Source organism: Akkermansia sp. UBA7090 (genome assembly GCF_002493465.1).
Classification (GTDB): Bacteria; Verrucomicrobiota; Verrucomicrobiia; order Verrucomicrobiales; family Akkermansiaceae; genus Akkermansia; species Akkermansia muciniphila_A.
Genome location: NZ_DKYW01000019.1, coordinates 46,933 through 73,399, shown reverse-complemented (window position 1 = coordinate 73,399; position 26,467 = coordinate 46,933). Strand labels below are relative to the sequence as shown.

General features: G+C 56.6%; 25 protein-coding genes. 11 read left to right on the top strand and 14 right to left on the bottom strand.

All coding sequences use genetic code 11. The annotated features are described in order from the left end of the window. Positions 1 to 2: 2 nt before the first annotated feature. Positions 3 to 1,007: a hypothetical protein gene (locus tag B3075_RS07040; RefSeq protein WP_290489225.1), complete on the bottom strand. Its 1,005-nt coding sequence runs from the start codon at positions 1,005 to 1,007 to the stop codon at positions 3 to 5. 20 nt (positions 1,008 to 1,027) lie between these two features. Next, entirely contained in the window at positions 1,028 to 1,489 is a 462-nt protein-coding gene (locus B3075_RS07035; RefSeq protein WP_143246909.1) for a hypothetical protein, read from the bottom strand. A gap of 108 nt (positions 1,490 to 1,597) precedes the next feature. On the opposite strand from B3075_RS07035, the gene B3075_RS07030 reads away from it, so the two are divergent. Genes B3075_RS07030 through gmk form a run of 3 tightly spaced genes read left to right on the top strand, consistent with a single transcriptional unit; the run spans position 1,598 to position 4,370 of the window. Then, positions 1,598 to 2,872: a valine--pyruvate transaminase gene (locus B3075_RS07030; protein WP_094135299.1), complete on the top strand. Its 1,275-nt coding sequence runs from the start codon at positions 1,598 to 1,600 to the stop codon at positions 2,870 to 2,872. Positions 2,873 to 2,892: 20 nt separating this feature from the next. Continuing rightward, on the top strand, positions 2,893 to 3,768 hold the full coding sequence (locus B3075_RS07025) for a YicC/YloC family endoribonuclease (protein WP_290489229.1): 876 nt from the start codon (positions 2,893 to 2,895) through the stop codon (positions 3,766 to 3,768). A gap of 5 nt (positions 3,769 to 3,773) precedes the next feature. Beyond that, positions 3,774 to 4,370, top strand: a complete 597-nt coding sequence (gmk, locus tag B3075_RS07020; RefSeq protein ID WP_290489231.1) for a guanylate kinase — start codon at positions 3,774 to 3,776, stop codon at positions 4,368 to 4,370. Positions 4,371 to 4,714: 344 nt separating this feature from the next. Here the strand turns inward: gmk and B3075_RS07015 are convergent, their stop codons facing one another. Then, positions 4,715 to 6,589, bottom strand: coding sequence for an SLC13 family permease (locus tag B3075_RS07015; protein ID WP_290489232.1), 1,875 nt, complete (start codon positions 6,587 to 6,589; stop codon positions 4,715 to 4,717). 131 nt (positions 6,590 to 6,720) lie between these two features. On the opposite strand from B3075_RS07015, the gene gluQRS reads away from it, so the two are divergent. After that, on the top strand, positions 6,721 to 7,566 hold the full coding sequence (gene gluQRS, locus B3075_RS07010; protein ID WP_094135398.1) for a tRNA glutamyl-Q(34) synthetase GluQRS: 846 nt from the start codon (positions 6,721 to 6,723) through the stop codon (positions 7,564 to 7,566). Between the two features lie 76 nt (positions 7,567 to 7,642). Here gluQRS and B3075_RS07005 read toward each other — a convergent pair whose 3' ends face one another. The 4 genes from B3075_RS07005 to B3075_RS06990 are packed head-to-tail and all read right to left on the bottom strand — an operon-like array spanning position 7,643 to position 10,230. Continuing rightward, a complete protein-coding gene (locus tag B3075_RS07005) occupies positions 7,643 to 8,098 on the bottom strand; it encodes a hypothetical protein (RefSeq protein ID WP_290489234.1) in 456 nt (151 codons plus the stop codon). Between the two features lie 5 nt (positions 8,099 to 8,103). Next, positions 8,104 to 8,535 (bottom strand): hypothetical protein, encoded by a 432-nt coding sequence (locus B3075_RS07000; RefSeq protein WP_094135294.1) that lies wholly within the window; start codon positions 8,533 to 8,535, stop codon positions 8,104 to 8,106. A gap of 40 nt (positions 8,536 to 8,575) precedes the next feature. Further along, positions 8,576 to 9,502: a 1,4-dihydroxy-2-naphthoate octaprenyltransferase gene (menA, locus tag B3075_RS06995; RefSeq protein WP_290489237.1), complete on the bottom strand. Its 927-nt coding sequence runs from the start codon at positions 9,500 to 9,502 to the stop codon at positions 8,576 to 8,578. Between the two features lie 20 nt (positions 9,503 to 9,522). Next, positions 9,523 to 10,230 (bottom strand): type I 3-dehydroquinate dehydratase, encoded by a 708-nt coding sequence (locus B3075_RS06990; RefSeq protein WP_094135292.1) that lies wholly within the window; start codon positions 10,228 to 10,230, stop codon positions 9,523 to 9,525. Positions 10,231 to 10,304: 74 nt separating this feature from the next. Here B3075_RS06990 and B3075_RS06985 point away from each other — a divergent pair, with 74 nt between their 5' ends. Next, a complete protein-coding gene (locus B3075_RS06985; RefSeq protein WP_290492061.1) occupies positions 10,305 to 10,517 on the top strand; it encodes a hypothetical protein in 213 nt (70 codons plus the stop codon). Positions 10,518 to 10,726: 209 nt separating this feature from the next. Here B3075_RS06985 and B3075_RS06980 read toward each other — a convergent pair whose 3' ends face one another. After that, positions 10,727 to 11,647 (bottom strand): phage capsid protein, encoded by a 921-nt coding sequence (locus B3075_RS06980; protein ID WP_143245492.1) that lies wholly within the window; start codon positions 11,645 to 11,647, stop codon positions 10,727 to 10,729. Positions 11,648 to 11,872: 225 nt separating this feature from the next. Then, entirely contained in the window at positions 11,873 to 12,562 is a 690-nt protein-coding gene (locus B3075_RS06975) for a polyphenol oxidase family protein (protein WP_290489241.1), read from the bottom strand. A gap of 188 nt (positions 12,563 to 12,750) precedes the next feature. On the opposite strand from B3075_RS06975, the gene B3075_RS06970 reads away from it, so the two are divergent. From B3075_RS06970 to secD, 3 genes are all read left to right on the top strand, one after another. After that, positions 12,751 to 13,440, top strand: coding sequence for an outer membrane lipoprotein-sorting protein (locus B3075_RS06970; RefSeq protein WP_290492060.1), 690 nt, complete (start codon positions 12,751 to 12,753; stop codon positions 13,438 to 13,440). 146 nt (positions 13,441 to 13,586) lie between these two features. Continuing rightward, entirely contained in the window at positions 13,587 to 14,549 is a 963-nt protein-coding gene (locus tag B3075_RS06965) for a polysaccharide deacetylase family protein (protein WP_290489243.1), read from the top strand. A gap of 248 nt (positions 14,550 to 14,797) precedes the next feature. Then, on the top strand, positions 14,798 to 17,179 hold the full coding sequence (gene secD / locus B3075_RS06960; RefSeq protein ID WP_290489245.1) for a protein translocase subunit SecD: 2,382 nt from the start codon (positions 14,798 to 14,800) through the stop codon (positions 17,177 to 17,179). Between the two features lie 294 nt (positions 17,180 to 17,473). Here secD and B3075_RS06955 read toward each other — a convergent pair whose 3' ends face one another. From B3075_RS06955 to B3075_RS06945, 3 genes are all read right to left on the bottom strand, one after another. After that, the gene (locus tag B3075_RS06955; protein WP_290489247.1) at positions 17,474 to 18,610 is read right to left on the bottom strand and encodes an EF-hand domain-containing protein; all 1,137 of its coding nucleotides are present in this window, start codon (positions 18,608 to 18,610) and stop codon (positions 17,474 to 17,476) included. Positions 18,611 to 18,888: 278 nt separating this feature from the next. Next, positions 18,889 to 20,004, bottom strand: coding sequence for a prepilin peptidase (locus B3075_RS06950; protein ID WP_290489249.1), 1,116 nt, complete (start codon positions 20,002 to 20,004; stop codon positions 18,889 to 18,891). Beyond that, positions 19,997 to 21,121, bottom strand: coding sequence for a TIGR00730 family Rossman fold protein (locus B3075_RS06945; protein ID WP_290489251.1), 1,125 nt, complete (start codon positions 21,119 to 21,121; stop codon positions 19,997 to 19,999). The genes B3075_RS06950 and B3075_RS06945 overlap by 8 nt, the downstream gene beginning before the upstream one ends. Positions 21,122 to 21,330: 209 nt before the next feature. Between B3075_RS06945 and B3075_RS06940 the strand changes: the two genes are divergently transcribed. The 3 genes from B3075_RS06940 (at position 21,331) to fabD (ending at position 23,973) form a co-directional block, all read left to right on the top strand. Continuing rightward, positions 21,331 to 22,455 carry a DNA-directed RNA polymerase subunit alpha gene (locus B3075_RS06940; protein ID WP_094135878.1) on the top strand — a complete coding sequence of 375 codons (1,125 nt, stop codon included), beginning with the start codon at positions 21,331 to 21,333 and terminating at the stop codon, positions 22,453 to 22,455. A 36-nt stretch (positions 22,456 to 22,491) separates the two neighbouring features. After that, positions 22,492 to 22,902, top strand: a complete 411-nt coding sequence (gene rplQ / locus B3075_RS06935; protein ID WP_012420542.1) for a 50S ribosomal protein L17 — start codon at positions 22,492 to 22,494, stop codon at positions 22,900 to 22,902. A 144-nt stretch (positions 22,903 to 23,046) separates the two neighbouring features. Further along, on the top strand, positions 23,047 to 23,973 hold the full coding sequence (gene fabD / locus B3075_RS06930; RefSeq protein ID WP_290489254.1) for an ACP S-malonyltransferase: 927 nt from the start codon (positions 23,047 to 23,049) through the stop codon (positions 23,971 to 23,973). A gap of 413 nt (positions 23,974 to 24,386) precedes the next feature. Here the strand turns inward: fabD and B3075_RS06925 are convergent, their stop codons facing one another. Both B3075_RS06925 and B3075_RS06920 read right to left on the bottom strand, forming a co-directional pair. Next, on the bottom strand, positions 24,387 to 25,082 hold the full coding sequence (locus tag B3075_RS06925) for an HAD family hydrolase (RefSeq protein WP_290489256.1): 696 nt from the start codon (positions 25,080 to 25,082) through the stop codon (positions 24,387 to 24,389). Further along, positions 25,069 to 26,463, bottom strand: coding sequence for an LptF/LptG family permease (locus tag B3075_RS06920; protein ID WP_094135740.1), 1,395 nt, complete (start codon positions 26,461 to 26,463; stop codon positions 25,069 to 25,071). The genes B3075_RS06925 and B3075_RS06920 overlap by 14 nt, the downstream gene beginning before the upstream one ends. Positions 26,464 to 26,467 lie beyond the last annotated feature (4 nt).

Genomic DNA, 26,467 nt, shown 5'->3' with positions numbered 1-26,467 from the left:
CATTATTGCATGGGAGGAAGCGGAGAGTGGGCGGGGGGAACCCACATGTTTCCGGAAGAGGGGTTGCCGGAATCCCCCGTGTGGGTGGGCGTTTCAATTTTCGGTTTTCCGGCAGGCGGCTCCAGATCTTCCACCACCACTTTCTTTTTAGTGGGCTGGGGCGCGGGGGCTGCCGCCGGGACTGGCGAGGACGCCTTGCGGATGACGGGAGCCTTGAGGGAGGCGTCCGTCTGGTTCATGGCCGTAATATTCAGCGGATCGCCGTAGGCCAGCATTTCCCGGATGTCGTCAGGAAGATCTCCGGCAGGAATGGAGGTGCTTCCCTGTTCGTGCATAATGCGCACGAATTCATTTTCCACGCGGGTGATTTCCACATTCAAGTAAGTTTTGCCGGAATGGGATGTCTTCAGAATGTCAAACTTGCGGCCGCGCGCCTTGGCTCTGGCGTGTTGGCGGTAGCGTTCGAAGTAGGAGCGGATTTCCCCCCGGATGCCGGCCACACGCATTTTCTCTTTTTCAATGGACTTTTGAGTCTCTTCCAGGTCGGACGCCGTGTGTTCAAAGATATCCAGAAGGCTGAGAAGCTGTTCCTTGGGCGCGGTCCTGTTCCGTATTTCCCTGAGCTGTTCCTGCTTTTTCAGAAGCTGGGCATGATTGGCTTCCAAAGCTTCCCGCGAGTCTTTGACCGGATCCGGAAGCTGGGAAAATTTCTCATAAACAATGTAGCCGGCGCTGATGACGATAAGGGCGAACAGACCCAGGCAGAGGTTCCAGAAAAGAGCGTCTCCCCTGGCTTTCCGTTCGGAATCCTCCTGCCGGGCGGATTCTTCTTCCACAGCGTGTTCCGAGATGACGTCCAGAGGTGTTTTCAAACGTTTTTTGATGGCGGGGGCAGGGTTTTCTTCCTTGTGTTCCCCTCCGTTTTCCTTGGGAGCAAAGCGGGTTTCGTCTTCAGCGGGGGGAAGGGTTTCGCCGGACGGCTGGCTGGGGGCGGGGGCGTCGGTCATGGAATGCGCAGGAATGGATGTTAATCTACCGGGTGGGTCTGTTTGAATTCGGCCAGTTTGGCCGCATACGCGTTATATTGGTATTGCAGGGCGTGGAATTCCTGCTTGCGCTGCGCCAGCGTTTTGCGCATGTCTTCAATGTCAAAGCACAGGTGCTCGAAGTCGCGGCGTTTGGAAGGCAGGATGTCTATATCCTTCACCGTGAAGGGCGTCGTGATTTTTCCCGGGTTGGAAAGTCTTTTCTGAAGATTGTAATTTACGCGGGCGTCGTGGGATTCCGCCTGGCTTATTTCCTGTTCCGTCTGGGCCAGAGCGTTTTTCATCTGCTGGAGCTGGGCCTGGAGCTGCTGGTGTTCCTGGGATGAATTTCCCGTCAGGAAGGAGGTCAGAGCTTCATTCGTACTGCTGTCGCACGAAGTAAGGGCCAGCGTGAGGGCCAGAGCCGGACAGGTACGCCTGGTGAATCGCACGATGTTGAACATGCCTGGGATTATGAACATTAACGGAGGGGAAAGTCAAACCGTTCATGCGCCCTGCGGGACAATGATTTTTCTCGCATAAAACGCGTATGCGGCTACAATGCCTGCGGCATGATGCAATTATCGGAGATCGGAGGCCATCTGACGGCCAGAACGGGTATTGATGATTTGATGGAGGATTTGTTTAAGGCCCTTCATTCGGGAGACGCAGGCCTGTGCCAGTTGAACGGCGGGAGCCCCGCCGTTATTCCTGAGGTGACGGAACTTTGGCGCCGCAGCATGGAGGAACTGGTGCGGAATGGAAAATTTGACGTGCTGGTGGGCCATTATGCCCATCCTGGCGGGGATCCCGCTTTCATCCGTGCGCTGGTGCATTTCCTCAATGAACGTTGCGGATGGAACCTGACGCCGGAAAATGTGGCAATCACTCAGGGCGGCCAGATGGCCTGCTTTACCCTGTTTAACATGTTGGCGGGTCCGTGCCCGGACGGCGCTATGCGTGAAATCCTTTTTCCCCTGTGCCCGGATTATGTGGGATACCAGTCCCAATCCCTGTGCGGCGGCGTCATGTTCCGGGGCATCCGGCCCGGCATACGCATGCTGGACGAGCACACGTTCAAGTATGTGATTGATTTTGACCGTCTGGACATACGTCCGGAAACGGCCGCCGTCTGCATGTCCCGGCCTACGAATCCCACCGGGAACGTGGTGACGGATGAAGAATTGGGGCTTCTGCGGGAAATGACTTCCCGCGCCGGGGTTCCCCTGATGATCGACAATGCTTACGGACCTCCGCTGCCCAATATTTGTTTTGTGCCCGTAACCCCGGCCTGGGATGAAAACATGATTCTGACCATGAGCCTGTCCAAGATCGGGTTGCCCGGCACGCGCACTGGCATTGTCATTGCTCGCCCGGATATCATTCGTGCCGTAGTGAGCATGGTGACCACATCCTCCCTGTGTCCGAACAATCTGGGCCAGGCTCTGGTGACGCCTTACCTGGAAGACGGCACTCTGGATAGAGTCTGCCGTGAGACCCTTACGCCGTTTTACCGCGGCCGGGCGGAATTCGCCCTGTCCCTGCTGCCGGAACTCTTCGGAGACTCCATCCCCTGGCGCGTTCATAAGAGTGAGGGCGCCATGTTCCTGTGGCTGTGGTTTGAGGGGTTGCCCATCACGTGCCAGGAGCTCTACGAACGGTGCAAGTCCCGGGGCTGTTTTGTAAATCCCGGCCATCACTTTTTCTTCGCCCTTCCGGAGGAGGGGGAACCTTGGCCGCACCGTCATGAATGCATCCGCATCAGCTTTACCCAGACGGAAGAACTCCTGCGCAAGGGGCTTTCCATCGTGGCGGATGAAGTGCGCAAGGCCTACTCCCGTTCTTAATCCAAACCTGACCCGTATCCATGAACAGCATGACCGGCTTCGGCAGAGCCGCTGCCCAGACAGACCGTTACAATATTCTTGTTGAAATATCAGGCGTTAACCGCAAACAAACGGAAATCGCCGTCAACGTGCCGCGCGGCTGTGCGGAATGGGACGCCTCCGTGCGCCCCATCGTGCAGGGGGCCGTTTCCCGCGGCCGCGTAGGCGTCTCCATTTCCGTGGAGCGTCTGGAGGAAGCGGACGGCTCCCTCCAGCTTGATGAGAAAAAACTGGCTTCCCTGGCGGAGCTGTTGAACCGTGCGTCTGGCCTGACAGGTCAACCGCTGCCCCTCCAGGCGTCCGACCTGCTGAGGCTGGATATCGTTACTACCGCGGCGGAAGCGCCCCTTTCTCCTGAAGAAGCGTGGCCAGTGGTGGAAAAGGCTCTTAAAGCCGCCCTGGAGGATTTTATCTCCATGCGCGCGGCGGAAGGCGCCAACCTGAAAGCGGACGTTCTTGGCAAGCTGGATGTCCTGGAACAATTCCGCCTCCGTATTGCGGAACATGCACCTTCCGTTCCTGTCAGGCTCCGGGAGGCCATGCTTAAGCGCCTGGCGGATGCCGACCTGTCCGTTTCCGCGGATGATGAGCGCATCATCCGGGAAGTAGCCCTGTTTGCGGACAAGTGCGATATTTCCGAGGAGATTACCCGTCTCTCCTCCCATTTTGACCAGTTCCGTACTTTGTGCGGTTCCTCCGCTCCCGCGGGCAGGCCTCTGGATTTCCTCTGCCAGGAAATCTTCCGGGAATTCAACACCATCGGCTCCAAGGCGAACGATTCCACGCTGGCTCATCTGGTTGTGGCCGCCAAGACGGAGCTGGAAAAAATCAGGGAACAAGTTCAGAACATCGAATGACAGCCATGAAACAGCCATTGGGAACGTTGCTGGTGGTATCCGGACCTTCCGGTTCCGGGAAGACGACATTGTGCCGCCGCGCGACGGAAAACGGTCTGTGCGTGTACAGTATTTCCTGCACGACGCGCCAGCCCAGGCCGGGGGAAGTCAATGGGGTGGATTACCATTTCCTGACTTCATCCGAATTTGACGCCAGGGTGGAGCGGGGGGATTTTCTGGAATACGCGGAGGTGCACGGCAATCGCTACGGCACGCTGAAAGCGGATATTTTGAATCTTCTGGAACAGGGGAAAAACGTGGTGATGGATATCGACGTGCAGGGGGCCGGGCAAGTCCGTTCCTGCCATGAGGGAATTCTTCCCCTTTGTTACGCGGACGTTTACATTTACGTGCCGCAGGAAGAGCTTAAAAACCGCCTTTGCGGCCGGCAGACGGATGGAGCGGAAACCATCGCCCTGCGCCTTCGCAATGCGGAACAGGAAGACGCCTGCCTGCCGCAGTACCAGTACTGCCTGGTTTCTGCTGACCGCGAGGCGGATTATGCTTCCTTTTGCGCCCTGCTCAAATGCCAGTCCATGCGGGTGGGGCTGATGCGGGACTAAGGTTTTGCGTTTTTACTGGGGGAACTGCGTTTTTCTCCCAGTCTCATGGCATCCGGAATGGCTCTCCGGTTCCGAAACATTTGGAATTGGCTCTCTTCCCATATCCGGATGATATGCGATTTCCTTTCCTCCGCTTAAGCTTGCGTGAAGAAAGGTGGGCCGGAATTCTTGACGGGCAGGGTATTCATCAGCTTTTTGAATAATTCAATGCTGAAATGATCCTCCAGGCGAAGCGCCTCGAATGAGGCGCCCCGGTAGGTCAGATGCTGTCCCGCTTCCTTGTATCCGTTGCGCAAATTCAGCCGGAAGCTTTGGTTCCTTTTCCGTTGGCCAGGGAGTGTTTTTTACTTGAACGGATACAGCCAGCCGATAGCGCAGGTGAAAATAACCCAGAGGAGCAGATTGAGGGGAAGCCCCACTTTGACGAAGTCCTTAAATTTGTAGCCGCCCGCATTGTACACGTAAGTGTTGGTCTGGTAGCCGATAGGGGTGGAGAAACTGGCGCTGGCGCCAAACATGACGGCCAGAATGAAGGGAACGGGGTTGGCGTCGAATTGCAGGGCCATTTCATAAGCCAGCGGCCCCATGACGGCGGCTACGGCATTGTTGGAGATCATCTCCGTCAGAATGGAGCAGAGCAGATACAGACCGGAGATGGCGACCAGGCACCCCAACGGGCCTATGTTATCCACTACGCCGAACGCGATGGCTTTGGCAAGCCCGGTTTTGCTCATGGCTTCCCCCACGCACAGCATGCCCAGGATCAGGAAAATAATGCCCCAGTCCACCGCCTGGTAGGCTTCCTTCGGCTTGATGCAGCCGGAGATGATGACGATGAGAGCTCCGATGAATGCGAGATAGAAAGGGTTGAAACGAGCGAAGAATTTGAAGAATTCCCCGTATTGCTCAAAGGACCCCAGCAGGCCGATAAAAATGAACAGCCCCATAGCCAGGATGGCCCAGCCCTGTTTACTGCGGTTGTGCGCTTCCGCGGGGCGCTGGCTCAGGGGGATGATGCGCTGCTTGGTCAGGATGCGGTTCATCCCTTCCTGCGGTCCTTCCAGAAGAAGCGTGTCCCCTGCCGCCAGCTTGGTATTCGGCCCCATGTCCGTGATGTTTTTGCCCTGCCTGTGGATAGCGAGCACGAAGATGTTGAATCGCTGGCGCAGCTTGAGTTCGGACAGGGAGAGTCCGGAGAATTCGGAATTATTGGCGATCATGCCTTCCACGATTTGCACGTCGCGCTGTTCCAGCGTTTCCAGCCCGCGGCTGTCGTCCCAGCCCAGGTCCACGCCTTTGGCTTCCCGCACCTGGTTGACTTTTCTGGCGTTGCACAGGAAAAGAATGCGGTCTCCTTCTTCCAGGTTGATGTGCTGCAGTTCCTCTTGCATGGAAAATCCCCTGCGGCGCACTTCCACGATTTTGGTGCCCAGCAGTTCGGATTGCATCAGGTTGATGGGGGTGGTGCCGATGTGGGGGGAATCCGCGGGAATCCTGACCTGGAGCAGGAAATCGCGCTGGATGCCGCCCGGAAGCATGGTGGACAAGGTGGGGCGGGATGGAAGCCATTTGCGGCCGATTGTCCAGAGGTAGAGCAGACCCGCCGCCGCATAAATCAGGCCCATGGGCGTTACCGTGAACATCTGGATGCCGTCATAACCCAGTTTCTGCACCTGGCCGAGAACGACCACGTTGGTGGATGTCCCGACCACGGAGCAGGTTCCCCCCAGAATGGTGGCGTAGGAGAGGGGGATGAGCAGTTTGGAGGCCGCGATGTTATGGTCTCTGCAGAAGGCCAGCACGATGGGCATCAGGATGACGACCACCGGAGTGTTGTTGACGAAGGGGGAAACCATGAACGCTCCCAGCGTGATGACCAGCAGGGCAGTCAGTTCCCTTCCCTTGGCTACCTTGTTGAACAGTTTGGAAAGGTCTCCTATCAATCCTGTTCTTTCCAGGGAAGCGCTCAGAATGAACATGCACACTACGGTCAGCGGCCCGCTGTTGGCAAAGCTGGACAGCACATCCCGCGTGTTCAGAATCCCCGTAAGCATGAGGACGGCGGTGCCTGTCAGGGCCGTAATTTCCACGGGCATCCATTCCTTGATGAAGCAGATAAATAACAGGACCAGCAGAATGCCGACAATCCATTGCTGGGCGACCGCTGATTCCAGCCAGCCTATGACGGAGGCGGAGTTGATGTTGAGAAGAGAAAGCATGGCTTGAAAGTTGAAGGTGTGGGGAAAGGGTCCAACTCTCCTACTTTCCCGGCCTCTGTCTGTCAAGCCGCAATAATTTCCCGGAAAGGGTTTGAAAAGGTTTCTGCGCTTTTTTATTGTTGGTGCGCCGCATGGATTCCCCCATCATAACAAGGTTTGCTCCCAGCCCTACAGGCAATCTCCATCTGGGGCATGCTCTGGCTGCATGGGAGGCCCGTTCCCTGGCGGACCGTTTTTCCGGGAAGTGCGTGCTGAGGATGGAAGATATTGACCAGACGCGATGCCGTCCGGAGTTCGTTCAGGGCATATTGAACGATCTGGACTGGCTGGGCATCCGCTTTGACGGTCCCATGATGGTTCAGTCTTCACGCTTCAGCGCTTATGAACACGCCCTTCAGACGTTGAAGGATTGGGGCGTGCTGTATCCCTGTTTCTGCACGCGCCGGGAGATTGCGGAGGAGGTGGCCGCCATGGGCGGGGCGCCGCAGGGGGGCTGCGTGGACGTATATCCGGGAACTTGCCGGATGCTTGACAAGGGGCGCAGGAAGGAGCTTCTCAAATCCGGCAAACCTTTTTCCTGGCGGCTGGATTGCCGTGCGGCGGCGCGGATTACCGGTCCCCTGCCGTGGCGGGACATGCGGTTCGGAGATCAGGTCTGCCGCCCGGAAGAGTTGGGGGATGTGATTCTGGGCCGCAAGGACTGCGCCGCCAGCTATCATCTTGCCGTGGTTGTGGACGACGCTGCCCAGGGTGTCACCCATGTAAGCCGTGGTGAGGACTTATTCCCTGTGACGGGCATCCACCGGACGCTTCAGGCCCTGCTGGGGCTTCCTGTTCCGCAGTGGTATCATCACCGGCTGGTGAAGGACGCTTCCGGCAAGAGGCTTGCCAAGAGGGACAGGAGCCTGAGCCTTCAGGAGATGCGTGCCGCCGGGATGCGGCCGGAAGACGTGTTCCGGCTGATGCGGGAGAGCTGAGGGATTTTCACCGTATAGGGTGGGTTGCGTTGTTTCCGCCGGGAAAGGCTGGATTCAAGCCGGCGCCTACGTTTTTTCAGCAGCCGGTCGGGCTTTTCTTGCCGATGCAGAGCAGGCATGCATAAGACGCCGCCAGGGTCAGCAGGAGAAGGGAGCACAGGATGACCAGAAGATTCAGATGCCCCAGAGGAATGAGCCATGCGTGCGGTATGGCTGCCGTTCCTGCCAGTATCAGGGGAAGCCAGATAAAAGCCGCCTGGGAAAACAGGATGACGGCTGTGAAGGCCATCCCTGCGGCCAGGGTAACCCGTACCGCCGGAAGTACCGGCAGGAATGTTTCATGGATGTTTTTTTTCATGGCCCATGCCGTTCCCGCGAATACGGAGGCGAGAAACAGGGGGGCCAGCAACGCGGCGGAAGGGAGGATATCCCGAAGGGGCCATGCGCAGAGGGGGGAGACGGCCACCAGGAGGCCCGCGCTTTTAATCAGGAGGCCCCGGTGCGGCGGGGCTGGTGCCGCGTCGTGGTTCATATCCGTTAATCGGGCCAGACATTGCCGGGCGTGCTTCCCTGGGTAATGACGACTTCCTGGCCTATTTTCAGGGTAAAGTTGGGCGTTACTTCCTGTTGCACTTCCACGAGTTCGTTCGTATCCTTGAGCTTGACGCGAACGCGGATCATTTTGACGGCTTCCACCCTGCCGTCCACGATGGAGCCTGTGGCGGACGCCAGTTTTGAGGTCCCCATGCCGATGATGCCGGGAGTCATGGCTTCCGCCGCCGTTCCGGCCATGTTGGCAAAGGTGCCGTCATCCGTGGAGGTAAGGACGTTGATTTCCTTGATGCGGACCACGTTGCCCAGCTTGATGGTCGTCACTTTTCCGGTGGCGATTTCCAGATTGCTTTTTTGGGTGCAGGAGAAGAGGACGGGGAGAATAAGGAAAGCGGGAATGAATGAAAGCGGATTCATGGTGAACGTATGTTACTACGCTGGCGGGGGAAAGAGTTTTTCAGCGTGTGGGAAGAATTGTGTAGGTAGCCAGATACAGGAGCAGATGGAGGGAGGAGAGGGCCAGCACCTTGTTCATGCGGCTGTCCGCAGGCGTTTTGCGGATAAGGAGCATCAGATACCCGCCGAAGAGAATGGAGGGTATCCACATCCACCATGTGTGGGACAGGTTCAGGTGAAGAGCCCGGCTGGATGTAGGCAGCGTGATGTAGGCGGCCAGGATGAAGGACTGGGCCATGGCGCGCGCCTTTCCTTCCCCCAGCCGCACGGCCAGCGTGTGCTTGCCCGTGGTGAGGTCTTCCTTTCTGTCGCGGATATTGTTGACGGATATCATGACGGCGCACAGGAGGCCGCATTGAATACCCGTTACGATGCCGGCATTGTATACCGCAAGCGATTCCACCAGCGTGCCGGGAACGACGGGCGCCGTGCCTATCTGCACCAGAATGGTTCCCAGTACGGCAACCAGTCCAAAGAAGAGGATGACGAAGATTTCCCCCAGGCCTTTGTAGGCCAGCGGCCACGGCCCTCCCGTGTATCCATAGGTGAAGTAGAGGGACGGGATGCCGATGGCGAGAATGGGCCAGCCGCGCAGTTCGATGAGGGGAAAGGCCAGCAGACACGCTCCCAGCAGGAAGAAGAAGCCGATGAGCATGACTGTTCCATGGGAGAGGGCTCCGCTGGCCGTCATGCGCACGGGGCCGGTCCGCCGTTCCGTATCGGCGTGCTTGGCATGGTCAATGGCGTCATTGAAAAAATTGCAGGCAATCTGAAGGCACAGGCAGGAAGCCAGCGTCAAAAAGGCCAGGGGCGCGTTCCAGCTGCCGGTCAGTTTCTGCACCACCATGCACCCTGCCCATACCGGAATCAGGGAGGCGGTCAGCGTCTTGGGGCGTGCCGCCAGAAAGGCGGAAGTAATGATATTCATGTGCGGGAAGTTCTCCGTAATCAGCGGAGGATGGGGCCGAGGCGGCGGAGGGTTTCCTTAATGAGAGAGACGTGCCATTGCCCGGGGGCCGTTTCCTCTTCTCCCAGGTAGCCGTACACCAGGCAGGAACCCAGTTGAGCGTAAAGCAGGCGGGAGACGGGACCCATGGGGCCCATTCCCATGACGGCGATCGGTCCCTTGGGCTTGGTGAAAAGCTGCACTCCTGTCTGGATGTCCGAGGCGAGGCAGGGCGTGAATGCGAATTTGACGATATCCGCCTTGTAGGCGCGCGCCTTTTTCTCCTGTTCGCGCAGGTAGTCCACGCCCGGAGTAATTTGGAAATCATGGGTGGAGCCAATGACGGTGACGTTCCGTTCACGCGCTTCCATAATCAGTTCCCTGGCGTGGCGCATGGCGCTGATTTCAATGTCCATGGCGGCGGCGTACGGCATATAGGCCCGGAGCAGGGCAAAGCGCTCTTCTTCCGGCATGCGGCGCAGTCCTCCTTCCTCATGGCAGCGCACGGTGATCAGCAGGGGCATCTCCGGCCGGAATTCCATGACCTGCTCCGTCGCGAGTTCCGGGGGAAGGGCGTCCACACGCAGTTCCACTAAATCGCACAGGTCTGTTAAATCTTTTCCTTTCAGCGTTTTCCATAGCTCCCATGAGGTGACGGACGCAACGATTTTCGGCGGATAGGCCTGATGTTCACGTACAATCTGCTGCATACATCCTACTATCCCAGCAAAGAAAGGAAGGTCAATCTTCTATTAATGAGTACCGCTTCATTTTGAGGCAGAGTATGTCAGTTCGCTTCCCTTCTCCCCTTTTGGAACTGTGTTTTTCCTCCTGTGCCAACCCTGCTGACGGGGGGCCGGCAGCGGAAGGGGAAGAATCCGTTCTGCTGCGCGTGGCGGATATGGCGGCATCTGCTGCGTATGTGATGGATTTTTCCTTATGGGGGGGCGCATTCTTCCGTCTCTTCCATCAGACCAGCAGGGGTGGACATGGCTGAGGTGTTATTGGTTCTCCGGAAGAATGGTTTGCCCGGTGTCTGGGGCGTTAGGGCGATTTAGATGCTCTTTCCCCTGCGTTCCTTTCCCGGAAAAACTTGAAATAAGATGTTCCGTGAGCCCCTCATCTTAAAAGCAAAACCCCGGACCGCAGGCGGTCCGGGGCGGCTCCCCTTTTCCGGAGGGGGAGTATTATGATATTAGGGGAGGATTAGCTGGCTCCTTCGTCGCACAGGATTTTGACAAAGCCTTCCTCCTGAAGGCGCGTGGCGCCGCAGGCGAACTTGGCCCGGATTTGCAGGGCTTCCTCCATATCGTCTCGTACGGAAAGCTTCACTTTGAAATCATTCCATATGCCAAACTGGGCTTTGCTCTTTACCCAGGCCAGGCAGGAACGAACGCCCTCCTCTGTTTTTGGAAGCCTTTGGGTGCGGATGAATTTGAATCCCATGAAGGTATCTATTTTCCCTTCCACCAGGGCTTTTACATTATTGAAATCATAACTGCTGACCTCCGTTTCCCGCAGCAGGTTCATGATCTGGGAACTGGTTACCGCAATGACGAGCTGGTCTCCGAACTGCGGGGCATCCTGGTTCCAGGCTTCGTTTTCCTCAAAAAGCTGGAGGGCTGCGCGCAGCTTGGCCACGGTAAGGTTGGTGGCGGCCTTGGTGCCGCTGTCCACGTGATTCACGGCTATTTGCTGGCTTTCCTTGAACGGAACGGCGGTCATGCCGTCTTCTCCCACGTAGTTCGTGTCCAGAAAGCCGGAGATCATCACGTCATCCATGCGGCGGCCCGCCGCGGCTTGGAGGCCTTCAATCGTCTTGCTGACGGGAAGGTCCATGTCTCCCAGGCGGGTGGCGTCGAATTCATCGTAGCCAATGGCTTTGGTGAACGTGCGCGGCCGCATAGAACGGCGTGTGGTGGGAGCCTCGTTCAAAACGGTCTGTCCCACACGTGTGGTTTTTTCCGTGAAGTCCAGAACGCCGAATTGATCCAGAAATACTACCTTGCCGCTCAAGTCGCGCATGACGCTGACATACTTGTCCAGCCGGGAGGCGTGCTGCTGGAGCAGGGTGCCCCATTTTCTGGTGTATTTTACCTGATAATTATCGCTGATAGTTACTGCCATGATTGCAAATATAATGATTGTTTGGATGCAGGAACGGCAATTTGGATTATCGGGTCCGGAATAACCGGAGCGGTCCTGCCGCAAGCGGGAGGCGGCCATGTCCCCTGCGGGATTGCAGGCCGGTCCCATCCAGCGCTGACGGGTATGGACTACAAGAAGGAAAAGCGCACCACGGCAGAATCGTGATGCGCTGTAGAAGGAATGAAAGGCGCCGCCTTTCTGCTGTTAAAGAATCATCGCATGCGGACGCGTAGCGTGATCCGGGCCGAAAAGAGCCAGCATGCGGCCCGTTTGCCCTTTTTCCATGCGGTAGGAGTAAAAGCGCTTGGTATCCGCCGCCGTGTCCAGCCCTGAATCGTGAATCTGTTCTTCCGGGACTCCCTCTTCAATGAGCTGTGCCTTGATGGCCGTAGGGATGTCTTCCTCGTAATGAGGCGGGCGGATGCAGGGGGAAATGACGGCAATCAGGTTGGACGGTTCCACCCCAAGGTATTTTTTCATGGACTTGATGGTCTGGGAAACGATATTGCCGGCGGTTCCCGTTTTGCCTGAATGAATCAGGGAACGGTGGCAGTTTTCCTTGTCGTACAGCCATACGGCGGCGCAGTCCGCCACGTAAATGGCAAGCACGCAGTCGGAAACTCCGGAACAAATCAGGCCGTCTACGCCCTCCACAGGATAATTGGAGCCGATGTCTCCTACCAGGGCCACTTTCGTGCCGTGCACCTGTTCGGCGCGGCGCAGGTCTTTCCACCGCCAGCCCAGAGCTTCCACTTCCGCCTTATGGTACGGTTCCAGCCGTTCCAGCACGGTTTCGCGGTCTCCGGTAACGTCTATTCCCGGAATTCTCTCAATGAACTGGACGATTTCTCCGGGATAGGACTGGATAGGCTTCAAAAATGCTGGCGTTTCCATAATGATGGATCAGTAGATGTCGTTGGGGACATCTTGTCGTTTTGTATTACCTAGTCGAGCAAAATTTGGCGTTAAAATGTCACGGACGCCGCCCGGTGACTGAGAAAAGGTTTTTTTCCGCGTTTCCGGAGTGATATGAGCAATTCATGCTGCACGGGTATTCTTCACTTTCCACTTTTTTCGCGGGGATGGCCGCCGTATTTTTTTCTCTTACTGCCTCTTTGGCCCAGGAGACCTCTCCGGATGCCGGGCAGCTGCTGAAAAGGGTGCGCCAGGGGGCAACTCTTCAGGAAAACAAGGACATTAAGGGGCAAATACGCAAACGCGGCGTCAAAGTCCCTTTTTCCATGAGCCTGCGCGGCAATCTGATTGCTTTCCAGTACCAGCTCAATAATGTCTGGAACAGATTCGATCTGAAATTCAAGGACCGGGGCCAGGAGATTCTTTCCTGGAGGGACGGGAAAGCCGGCGTTTTGCCGGTTGCCCAGTATGCGGTGCCCATTGCGGGGACGGACGTAACGTACGAAGATCTTTCCATGCGTTACCTGTACTGGCCCCAGGCCAAAATTGTCCGGGATGATGCGGCAAGCACCGTCAAGGGGAGGGATTGCTGGATTGTCCAGATTCCGAACCCTAATCTCAGGGTAGGGCAATATGCCTGGGTGCGCGTCTGGATTGATAAGGAAAACGGCGCCATGTGGCAGGTGGATGGCATTGACCGCCGCGGGGAACTGGCTAAAAGGTTCATGATTGATTCCGTGATGAAGTTGAAGGACGGGTCCTGGTTTTTCAAGCGGATGAAGGTGGAGGTCCGGGATCCTTCCAATCCTCGCAGAACGGTTTCCGTCAGCTATATAGATATGGACAGCCCGGAATAGGTTTCCGGTCCCGGCGCCATTCCCTGCGGAGCTTTCGGATATTCTTTCCGGGGCATGGGGGAGGATTCCTTTTTCATGCCGCACGAATGGATGATTTAGGACGTGACAAGAAGGCGGGATGGGCGTAAATCCTCCAAAAACCTGTTATGAAGAAACATTTATTCCTTGCATGCGTCTTGGCGTTCGGCCTGTCCGCCTGTTCCCAGCACCAGGAACGGCCGGCGGAGCCCGTTTCTCCGGTGAAAACGACCATTTCTCCCGTGACTGCTCCGGGGAAAAAGCCGGACCGGCCAGCTGTGAAATTGCCTCCCAAGCCCGTTCCGGCGCCTTCCGTAAGTCCGTCCTATAATAATACCCCGCTTTCCCCGCGCATTCCGGGGGTAACGGTCAACCGCGTGGCTGTGCCGGACAAGGTGGTGGCCCTCACCTTTGATGACGGCCCTCATGGAACCCTGACCTCCAAGGTGCTGGACATCCTGCGCGACAATAACGTCAAGGGGACTTTCTTTATGCAGGGCTGCAATGTGAAGGCCCATCCCCAGGTAGTGCGCCGCATGGTCAATGAGGGCCATGAAGTAGGCAACCATACATGGAATCACGTTTATTTGAGCAAAGTGTCCCGCGAAAAAGCGGAATCCCAGCTCCAGAGCACTAATGAAGCCATCCGCAACGCCTGCGGCGTTGTCCCCGTGGTCATGCGTCCCCCCGGCGGCTATACGAATGCCGGCGTGGCGTCCTGGGCCCGCCAGCGCTTCGGCTTCACTACGGTCATGTGGGATGTGGACACGAATGACTGGCGCAAGCCCGGTTCCTCCGTGGTGGCCGCCCGCGCCGTGAACGGCGCCAAACCCGGTTCCATCATTCTGGTGCATGACATTCACGCTTCCACGGTGGCGGCGGTGGACGCCATTGTGAAGGGATTGAAAAACCGAGGCTATGAACTGGTGACCGTTTCCGAGCTTATCAGGAGAGGCCGCGCCGCCGCCGGCCATGCTCCTTCCATGCCTGCGGCCCCTGCCGTACCGGATTCCTCTCCCCTTGCCGTTCCCGCGATTGCGGCTCCCGCGGAGCCTGCTTCCGTTCCGGCGGAGACGGTGGCCGGCATGTAATCCCCGGTGTTTTCCCTTTTCCTTTCAGCCCGGTTTCCGCAGGGAAACCGGGCTGTTTATTGCCTGGCCGGAGCATTTTTTCCAACGTTCCGGAAAGGATGCTTTTCCCTTAACGGGCACACGCACAGAAGGCTTGACCTGCTGGTGAATTTCTCCACAATCCTTTGCCGTATTATTCACCCCCAATCCGGATTGAAATGTCTATGAATCTTCTGGCATCTGCCGATACTCTACCCGCGTCTGGCGGAATGTCCGCTCCTCTCGCCTTTATCTACGATCTCTTCAATAACCCTCTTTTCATCTTCATTGGCGGTCTGGTATTGCTGGGCGTGTTTTTCTGGTATCTGGGTTCCGACCAGGACAAGGTCAAGCGCAATGCCGGAACGATTTTCATTATCGGCATTGCGTCTTTTTCCCTGTTCTCCCTTTTTCAGCAGGGGTTGAAATACGGCATTGACATTGCCGGGGGCGTCTCCTTCACGTTGAGCGTGGAACCGAATATCGGTGACGACGGCAAGCCTATTCCCCTGACGGACCAGGCCATGGAACAGGCATGCGTGATTCTGACGGACCGCCTTAACAGTACCGGGGCCAATGACGTCATTATCCGTCCGAAGAAAAAGGACAACCTGAACCTTATAGAAGTCCAAATCCCCGCTGCGGATCCTGCCAAGCGTGAGGAAACCAAGGCTATTCTGACCAAAGTGGCCAAACTTCAGATTCTCCCTGTCCACCCGCGCAACAATGAACTGGTGGCGGAGGGGCGTATCCGCGTTCCCGGATACAGGATGTATGAATATACCTTCAAAAACGGCAAGGGTGAGGACATCACGGAAAAAATATTCCTGGAAAAGCGTGAATCGCTGACAGGCAAGGATATCGTGCGCGCCGGGGTGGATCTGGCCCGGCCCGGCCACGTCAACGTCACCCTGAGCAATGAAGGGGCGGACAAGATGTATAACCTGACTTCCCGCATGCAGCTGGGCCATGACCGCATGGCCATTGTGCTGGATGATGTGGTCAAGAGCGCGCCAACGGTTCAGGCCATTCTTTCAAAAAGCTTTGAAATCAGCGGTCTGGATGCTCCCGGAGAGGCGGAAGCCCTGACGAAGGTGCTTTCCAACCCCCTCACCAACAAGCTCAATTTTGAGTCCGCCAGTGAAATTTCCGCCTCTCTGGGGCATACGGCCCTCCTTCAGGGGGAATACGCTGGCATCACGGGGTTAATCCTCTGCTTCATCATGATGATCATTTACTACCGCTTTGCCGGCTTGGTGGCTATCATGGGCCTGACGATCAATGCCCTGCTTCTCCTGGGGGCCATGTCTATCTTCGGGTTTGAGCTGACTTTGCCGGGTATTGCCGGTATTGTGCTGACTCTGGGCGTGGCGGTGGACGCGAACGTGCTGATTTATGAACGCCTGCGGGAAGAAAAGGAAATGGGGCGCCCCTTCCGCGTGGCTATCCGCAACTCCTTTGACAAGGCGTTCTCCGCTATCTTTGACTCCAATATCACCTCGCTTATTACAGCCGTCATTCTGTACTGGATGGCAACCGGCACCATCAAGGGGTTTGCCGTTACGTTGACAGTAGGCGTCATCACTTCCATGATCGGGGCGATTCTCGTTACCCGCGTCCTGTTCTACTGGGCGGATACCGTCGGCATGATGAAGGATCTTAAATTCCTCAACATCTTCAAGAAAAAGACGAACATCGATTTCATGGGCCAGAAAATCTGGTCCTGCTCTCTTTCCTCCATTCTGCTGGTGATATGCATTGTGGTTGGCTCCGTAAAGGGCAAGGATTGCCTGGGCATGGACTTTACGGGCGGTTCCTCCATTTCCTATCTGGTGAACAAGGGTGACATCTCTTTCCGGGAAGTGGAAAGCGTGGTCAACAAGCTGTCCCTGACCCAGAAGGCTACGGTGCAGGAAGTGGCGGAGTCCACGGACAGCAGCAAAGTGAATATTCTGATTAATTTCTCCGACCACGCCCAGGACAAGGAGGCTATCACCACGGCATTGGACAAGGCGTTCCCGGTGCTGGACAATGCTCCGTTCAGTGAAGAAACCATCGGGCAGTCCATGGGGTATGATACGCTCATTACTTCCGCCTGGGCCCTTTTCTTCGGCATTCTGGGAATCATGGTCTACCTGACGGTGCGGTTTGAATGGACCTTCGCCATTGGTGCGGTCATCGCCCTGACGCATGACGTCCTGTTGGTGCTTGGCCTGGTGATTCTCAGCGGCACGGAGCTGAATGTTATTCACATTGGCGCGTTGCTGACGGTGGCGGGGTACTCCATCAATGACAAAATTATCGTATTTGACCGCATCCGCGAATTCCTCCGCTTTTCCGACCCGAATGAAAGCGCTTCCCAGATCATGAACGAGGCCATCAACCAGACGCTTTCCCGTACTATTTTGACCTCTCTTTCCACGCTGGCCGTGCTGGTGTGCCTGTACTTCTTTGGCGGTCCTTCCATGGAAGACTTCGCCTGGACGATCTCCGCAGGTATTTTGATCGGTACGTACTCATCCATCTTCATCGCTTCTCCGGCGGCACTCATCTTCTCCCGGAAGCATGGGTTGCATGAAGAAGTCAGACAGGCCATGAAGGCCGGAGCCTGAGATTTGGCGTTGATTCATTAAGTCTCTGACAGGGGAAGGCATCATGCCTTCCCCTGTCTGTTTCTTGAAAAGAGAGGGATAGAGAAAGGCCTTGTCCGGAATAGAACCCGCGAATTTCTTTCCTTCATCTTCCTCCTTCGCTTTTTCTGTTTCCGTCATCTACTGCTACGGTTTCCGCATGATTTTCCTGACTCGTGTTCCTTCCTTGTATTTCCGGTATAAGAAAACCCCGCCTGCCGTTAGGCAGACGGGGCCGTATCTCTGATTTCCTGCTATGCGTTTCTGCGGGTGAAGTTATTCATCATCCCCTTTCTCCTGTGACGGAGCGGGAGGATGAGGCATATCATTGTTGCCGCGGGCTGCTTTTCTGGCTTCCCAGCGCGCTTTCAGAGCCTTGGAAGCGTCAGCGTTGAGCTGGGACATTTCAGCCTCATTCAACTTTCCGTCCTTGTCGGCGTCATACTTTTCTTCAATCAGGATCCATCCGGCAGCCATGATTGGCGCGCGGTTGGGGTCAAGCTGGGGGCGAGGTCCGTTCGGACGGTTGCCGCGGGGGCCCCGGTTGCCGTCTTCACGGCGTCCTTCACCGCCTCTGCGGCCTTCCGGTCCTCTGGGAGCGCGGGGGCCTTCAGCTCTGGGGCCACCCGGACGCCTCGGACCGCCCATTTTGGGCATTCCCGGTCCTTTGGGGCCGCCGGGAACGGCATGGTGCGGGCCGGGCTGGCCGTGATGGGGGGGCATGGCCAGCAATTCCTCCGGGGAAAGCTTTCCGTCGCCGTCTTTGTCAAATTTTTTGATCATGTCGGCGGCGTGGGCTTCCTGGCGGGCTTTCATTTCTTCCATGCGCCTGGCTGCTTCCGGGTGGTTTTTGGCCCAATCTTCCCGCATGGCTTTCTTTTCCTCGTCGGAAAGCTTTCCGTCTCCATCCTTATCGTACTTCTTAAGCATTTCGGCTTTACGGGCTTCCTGGCGGGCTTTCATTTCTTCCATGCGTTTGGCCGCTTCCGGGTGGTCCTTAAGCCATTCTTCCTGCATAGCTTTTCTTTCCTCCTTGGAAAGCTTTCCGTCCCCGTCCTTGTCGAACTTCTTCAGAATGGCGGCCTTCCTGGCTTCCTGAGCCTTCTTGACGTCGGCCTGCAGAACGGCTATTTCCTCGTCGGAAAGCTTCCCGTCCTTGTCGGCGTCATATTTGGCCAATACCAGTTCTTCTCCGATAATCATGATGCCGGGGTCGATTCTCTTCATCTGGACCCGTTTTGGCCCCTGGCGGTCCCTGCCCCCGGCGTGATGGCGGTGGCCACCCCTTCTTTCCGGGGGGGCCTGCATTTCAGGTGCATCGGAAGGAGCCCCCGGAGCGGGAGGCGGCGGTGCGTCCTGGGCGAACGCGGAGCATGCGGCGAAAGCCGCGGCGATAATCATTTGCTTGCTCATATTTTTGAATGGTGAGGTTTGATGCGTTTCGGAAAGGGGCGTGCGCTGTGTGTCTCAAACAGGCGGAAACGTCTCCCTTTGCTAAAAGGAACCCCCGGAATTCATTCCAGTTGCAAAATAAAAAGGAGAATGCGTTGCAGAGGGGCTGCGTTACCGTTCTTATCACACCTTTTTTCTTTCAGGGTGAAGAAGGTGGAAGTTATTGATGATGAATGAAATCAATAAAAAAGGCCGTGGCCGGGCAGGGGTACGCGCCGCCCGTGTCATAGCGGAAAAAATTATTCGCCGGAAATAAAACGGATGTAGGCCAGCCACCATTGGTTGCCGCCCAGCAGCCAGATCAGAGCGGCGCTGAGAAGAGCGGGGCCAAAGGGGAGGTTTCTGCCGAATCCCATGCGTGAGGCGGCAGCCTGTACAATCCCCAGCAGGGAGCCGAGGAAAAGGCAGAACAGGGCGCCCTGCCAGCCGCCTGCGCATCCGGCCATCATCAGAATCCAGGCGTCGCCCGAGCCCATGGCTTCCCTGCTGGCATGAACATCCGTCAGATTTCCCTCCACACTCTCCAGCTCTTCCAAAAGAAAAACGTCTCCGTTTTCCATTTCTATCCTGTCGTGCCGCAGCGTGACGGAGCAGGGAGGGTGCGTTTTCCCGTCAATGGTGACGGAGCCTCCGGAAAGAACAGCCTTGTCCGTAGACCGGTGGAAAAGCATGGACCAGTCGTGAGGCTGGCCGTTGATGATAAGCTGGAGTTCCTCCTGCTCGGATTCCGGCTCCCTTAAGTGCCACGGGGCGGGAACGTCAAAATGCTGCTTCCAGGTGCCGAACAGAAACTTCCCCAATTCAATCACCAACCTGATGGCTGCATACCCGGCCGCTCCTCCCAGCACGGATGCCGTGAAAGCGTCCGTCCAGGTCATGATATGGTTGTCCGGCAGGAGGAAAGGGTAAAGGGCGCAGGCCCCCGTTCCGGCCAGAGCGCCTGTCAAGGCCTGGGAGCGGAAGACAATCAGGTGTTCCGCGTCAATAAACATGATGACGATGGCGATGGCGGTCCACAGGCAGAGCAGGGCGGTGGCCCCCAGGGAAAAGTCCGCGTATTTCCAGCCGATAGCCGCGAAGAGCAGGGCCGTGAGCAGCTCCACAAAGCAATAGCGGAAGCTGATGCGCGTTCCGCAGCAGGCGGATTTACCCCGGAGAGCCAGCCAGCTCAGAACCGGAATATTCAGGAACCAGGGAATGGGTTTTCCGCATTCCGGGCAGAAGGAACGCGCCGGATCGTTGACGGAGACACCCCGCGGCATACGGTAGATAACCACGTTCAGGAAGGAGCCTATGCAGGCCCCCATCAGGCCGAAAACCACGGGAATCACCCATGCGGGAAAGGCGTCAGTCATGGGAAGGCGGGGAATAGGTCCGGCTGGGCGTCTGGTTGATGCGGTCAATCAGCAGTCTCAGCCTGCCGTAATTGCCGCGTTTGATGGGGAAGACGAGCCGGGGCAGGAGGTCCAGGTGCGGTTCGTCCGCTTCATCCGGCAGGGGGCCGCTCTGAACCATTTTCCCCCCGGGCAGAATCAGGTCTGAAAAGTCCCGTTCCAGATGTTCCATCCACTGGGCGGGAAGCTGCGCGTTCAGGCGGATGACGATGGAATCTCCGACAAAACGGTAGGAGTGGAAAATCCTGTAAAAACGGTCGATGTGCTCCATGGCTTCCGCCGGATTTTTAGTGACATGGATGAGATGGAGATCGTCTTCGGAAATCAGTCCGGAGTCCACCAGTTCCACGCGTATGAAGGCCAGCCAGTTCAGCCAGAAGGTTTTGCCGGGGGAATCCAGAAGGACGATCGGGTAAATGGTTGCTTTTCCCGTCTGGATCAGGGTGAGTGTTTCAAACACTTCGTCCATGGTTCCGAAGCCTCCGGGGAATGCCACCATGGCGTCGCTTTCCGCCACGAAATTCAGTTTTCTGACAAAGAAGTAATAAAAATTGATGAGTTTGTCGCTGTGGGCCACCACATGGTTGGAGGTCTGTTCATACGGCAGGGTGATGTTCAGGCCGAAGGAGCGTTGTTCTCCCGCCCCTTCATTGGCCGCCTGCATGATGCCCGGGCCGCCCCCGGTAATGACCATGTAGCCGTGTTCGCTGGCCTCTTTGGCGAATTCCCTTGCGGTTTCATACGCCGGTTCGTCGTTCCTGATGCGCGCGGAGCCGAAGACGGAAATCTTGCGGATGTGGCGGTACGGGGCGAAAACGCAGTTGGCGCGGTACATCTCCCGCCCGGAACGGATCAGGACGGTAAAGTCATGGTCCGAGGCGGCGGACTGGGCCATGTTGATTCCCGTTTTGATATACTCCTGGAGGTAGCGGGGATCGTGCCTGGTGGAGGCTGTTTCGGAAAGCTTTTTAACGGCGTTTTCCAGAGTCTGGTAGCTGGAGTCCATGGACATGGAGGAGGGGCGTTTCTTGTCTTCTCCTGTAAAATCCCTGTTGTCCAAAAAATCAGGATGCTTCATGAGTTGGTATGATAGGTTTGCCTTACTATACCAGATGACGCGCGTTAAGTCACAGAAAATTTGCCGGCGGGCATGAAAAGAGTTGATTGTTGAAAACAGATCGTTACATTGCTCCCCGCACGGGCGTTCCCAGAACATGCCGTTGGTCCTTCAGGCGCATTGGCCGCCGTGTCCGTGCTGAGGGGAAACCCGGTACATTACATATGATTATGTCGGAAAACGAAACCACTACTGCAGAAGAAACCGCCGTTACCACGCTGGCCCGTTTTGAGGTTCCCAGCCGTCTGGAAAAAATTGAAGATCCGAATGATGCGAATCATCTGACCTTTGTGGCGGAACCGTTTGAAAACGGTTACGGCCATACGCTTGGCAACTCCCTGCGCCGCGTTCTTCTGGGTTCTCTTGAAGGCGCCGCCATTACCTCCGTCCGCATCGCCGGCGCGCAGCATGAATTTTCCTCCTTGCCCGGTGTGGTGGAAGACGTGACGGAAATCGTGCTGAACCTGAAAAAAGTCAAATTCAAGCATAACGGCAAGGAACCGCGCCTGCTCTCTCTGCGCGTGCATAAGCAGGGCGTCGTGACTGCTGCCGATATTGCCGACGATACCGTTTACCAGGTGGTCAATCCCGATCAAATCATTTGCACTCTGGACCAGGACACCATGTTTGAATGCGAATTCCAGGTTCGCGTGGGCCGCGGTTTTTCCACCGGCGATGAAAACAAGGTGCCGGATATGCCCATCGGCGTGATTCCGATCGACTCCATTTTCTCCCCTGTTACCCGCGTGAAGTATTCTGTGCAGAATACCCGTGTGGGACAGATGACTGACTACGACAAGCTGATCCTTGAAGTCTGGACGGACGGCCGCATCGCCCCCGCAGACGCCATGCTCCAGGCTTCCGCCATTCTGCGCCATCACCTGGACGTCTTCGTCAACTATGACGACAAGCAGGTCAACTTTGAAGAAGCTCCTTCCGCCGTCCAGGACGAAGAAACGGCCCGCCTGCGCAAGTTGCTCAACATGAGCGTCAACGAAATCGAGCTTTCCGTGCGCGCCGCCAACTGCCTCAACAATGCCAACATCACGACCGTTGGCCAGCTCGCCATGAAGAGCGAAAGCGAAATGCTCAAGTACCGCAATTTCGGCAAAAAATCCCTCAACGAAATCAAGGACAAATTGCTGGAACTGGGCCTTTCCCTGGGCGTTCAGGTGGATCCCTCCCTGCTTACCGGCCCCGTGCCGCAGGCCAAGCCGCGCCTGGGTCTGGAAGAGGAAAGCCCCGTGGGCCTGGCAGACCTGATTGCCGCCAACATCGAAGACGACGACGACTAAATCTCACAAAACCAACACACATAGAAAAATATCATCATGAGACACGGTGTAAAAACCTCCAAGCTTCAGCGCAACGCTTCCCATCGCAGGGCTCTGCTCGCCAACCAGGCATGCAGCCTTATCCTCAACGGACGCATCACCACCACCCTGGCCAAGGCCAAGGCTCTGCGCCCCTATGTGGAAAAGCTGATTACTCTTGCCAAGCGCGGTGACGTGCATTCCCGCCGCCTGGCCACCGCCACCATTCATAATACGACTGCCGTTAAGCGTCTGTTTGATGAAATCGCGCCTCTCTGCGCGGAGCGCAAGGGCGGCTATACCCGCATCGTCAAGCTGGGTCAGCGTCTGACTGATTCCGCTCTCGTGGCCATGATCGAAATTATCGATCTGCCCCGTGAGGCGGCCGAAAAGGAAGAAGCTCCCGCCACCACGGAAGCCACCGCCTAAGCCGCGCTTCTGGAACGTCCTGTTAATACCCCCGCTCCGGCCTTTGATGAGGCCGGAGCGGTTTTTTATTGGGAATAAGAGAGTTATGGTGATAATATCGCTCTTGCTTCTTTCCTGCCGGAACGTTATAATCTAACTTTAACTATGGACGCAGTATTATTGTTTTCCGGACAAGGTGCCCAAAAAGTAGGCATGGGCAAAGATTTGTATGACCAGTATCCCGCCGCCAAAGCCCTGATTGAACAGGCGGACAAGGCGCTTGGTGAATCCCTTTCCGCCATCATGTTTGAAGGCCCCGGCGAAGAACTGACGCGTACCTGCAACTGCCAGCCCGCCCTCTACGTTCATGGCCTGGCCTGCCTGGCCGTCCTGAAGGAGCTCGTTCCCTCCCTGAATCCCGTGGCAGCCGCCGGCCTTTCCCTGGGGGAATTCACGGCTCATGCCGCTGCCGGGACCTATTCTTTTGAAGAAGGCCTTCGCCTTGTCCAGAAGCGCGGCGCGTTTATGGAGGAAGCTTGCAACGCCACGAAAGGCACCATGGCCGCCATGATCGGCGGCACGGATGAAAACGTCATTAAGCTGGCGCAGGAATGTGACGTGGACGTCGCCAATTTCAATTGCCCCGGCCAGACAGTCGTTTCCGGTACGGAGGAAGGGGTGGCCAAGGCTGTAGCAGGGGCGAAGGCCGCCGGCTGCAAGATTGCCAAGAAGCTCAATGTGGCGGGCGCCTACCATTCCCGTTTGATGCACAGCGCGATGGTAAAGCTGGCGGAAGAGCTCAAGAATATTTCCTTCAGTACGCCGTCCATGCCTGTTTACTGCAATTATGAAGCCCGGGTAGTGGAAGGTCCGGATGACATCCGCAGCATGCTGGAACACCAGGTATGCGGATCCGTGCGCTGGACGGCTTCCATGCAGAAGCTGGTGGATCAGGGCCACCGCCTTTTCATTGAACTGGGGCCGGGCAAAACGCTGGCCGGCATGATGGCTCGCATCTGCAAGGAGGCTACGGTCATTTCCATTGAAGACGTGCCCAGTTTGGAAGCCGCTGTTGCGGATCTGAATAAATAATTTCCCTGAATAAGGGGTGTCAAGCCGCCGGCTCGTTACGGAGCCGGCGGTTTTTTATTGGCGCGTTATGGCGGGGTTTTGCCAAATAAGAAATATTCCATGGAACAGGGGAAATTCCTGTCGCCGTGTCAGCGCTCCTGCTCCTGCGCGGGCATTTCCTTGACGCCACCGGTGAGAAGGGGCATGTACATCAGCATTTTTCCCCATGAAAAACGCAATGGCGGGCACGAACAGAGTTTTCACATAGAAAAAGGTGTGAGGCTTGGATATCCGCCGGGGAAATAGACCCCACCATTTTGTCTTTGACGCGATAATGGTATCATGAAGCACGCCGGGAAGCCATTCTCCCTGCATCAGGCATGAAAGGAATTCCGTCAAGAAACAAGGCGTTATGGAATAAAAATTCCTGATTTCTAAAGAAGTTCCTTCAGAGAGCGGATGATACTGGTCGCCAGGGAAAAATCCGCCTGCGCCGTCACCCTGTTTGGAACGGAGATGACTGGCATTCCTGCGCGGTATGCGGCTGTAGTGCCGTTCTGGGAGTCTTCCAGCACCAGGCATTCGGCCGGAGATTTGCCCAGGTTTTCCGCGGCTTTCAGGAACAGGGCCGGATCCGGTTTGACGGGGAGGCCGTCGTCGCGGCACACGACGGTTTGAAAACAGGATATGATGCCCAACCTGTTCAGCCAGTCGTCCACCCAGCGGTGGGAAGAGCTGGAGGCCACGCCCATAGGCGTTCCCGCTTCCGCCAGGTTCCGGATGAGTTCTCCGGCGCCGGGCAGGAGGCCGGCGTGTTCCAGATCCCGGACGATTTCCTCCTGGCGGCGGCTGTTGACGGTTTCCCAGTCGAAAGTGCGCCCCGTCAATTTCTCCAGATGTTCTCCGGGGTTCCAGTGGGTGTAGCCGCTGCCCAGGCACTGGTTGAACAAGTCCAGGGGAAGAGGGTGGCCGCAGGACGCGAAAACCCGTTCCCAGGAGGAATAAATGGCATATTCCGTATCCACCAGCAATCCGTCAAAATCAAAAATAACGGCGTGTGCTTGCCGGAGCAGTGCGCGGGCTTTTAGAACGGCTTCCCGGGAACCGGCAAAATGATCAGGAAGGGTCATGGACGGGAGTCTTTTTCAAGCTTCTCAATATTTCCGAGAAGCTTCTGTGGGCCAGCTTGGTTTGAAAAAGGCGGATGGCGATGATGGTATAAATGATGTTGGGCATCCATGCTCCCAGCCAGGTGGGGAGGTAGCCTGCGGAGGCCAGGGTGGGGAAAAACTCATACAGGAACAGCATGGCTGCCGCCAGGAACAGCGCAATGCCGATGCCGGACATGGCGGAGCGTCTCTGGAACGTGATGGCGGAGGGAATGGCAATAAACGTCAGGATGATGCAGGAAAATATGCGGGCTATCCTGACGTGCCATTCCGTTTGCAGGCTTCTGAGATACCTGGCGTTTGTCGTTCCGGACTTGATGAGTTCCTGGAGAGCCGGTGTTCCCTGTGTATCCACGCGGACGTTGGGAGAGATCAGCTGCCAGGGCGTTTCGGGGTAACGTTCTGTCAGCGTTTGGTATTCCTGCCCGGCAAAAACGGGAACATCATGAAGCTGGCGGGGTTCCTCCTGGGAATAATTCCTTTTGATGGCCTGTCGGAAGGTCCATGTTCTGGAGACCGGATTCCAGGTGGCTTCATCGGCAAACAGCTCGTACTTCATCTTTCCGGGGGCGCTGAACTGTTCCACCCGCACCTGCCGGAACGGATCGCCGGGAGAATCAATTCCGGGAGGATTGCCCAGATACCAGATGCGGGATTCCGCATCATTTTTGTAAATGGAGCTCTGGGAAGCATGGTTGTTTTTGTTCTGGCTCAGGGAGGAGAACATCAGTTTCCTGTACAGGGCGGAGTTGGGCGCCCAGTGAAACCCGAAAATGCCGAAGTAAATGGAGGCAAAGACGGCTCCGATGATGATGGGGGAGTTGATTCGGAGCAGGGACCGTCCGGATTGCAGCATGCCGGTGATTTCTGAGGATGAGGAAAGCTTGGTAAGCGCCCAGAGCGTTCCCAGGAGAAGGGTATAAGGCAGAATCAGGTTCAGGATCATGGGCAGCTGGCTCAGATAGAAGCGGAATGTGCCCGTGAGGGGGGAGTCCAGGTTCATCAGGTCGCCCACATTGTCCGCAAAATCTCCGATAATGTAGATCAGCGTCAGGATGGCCGTGCACATGGTGAAAGCCGTGAACCAGGTGCGCGCCACATACTTGTCCAGGATGCTCGAACGGTTGTACAGGAACATCCCCAGCGCAGGGAGAAAGCAGCCCAGAAGGATGAGCCAGGGCCGCAGAAGCTGGGAGAGGGGATATTCGGACGGCGTACCGGGAATTTCCCATTGCATCTGGGACCATTCCCGGGGCATCAGGAACCAGGCCGCCGTTCCTCCCAGCGCAAGCAGGAGGAGAAACGCGGACCATTGGCGGAAATGTCGGGCCTGGATTGCCATGAAA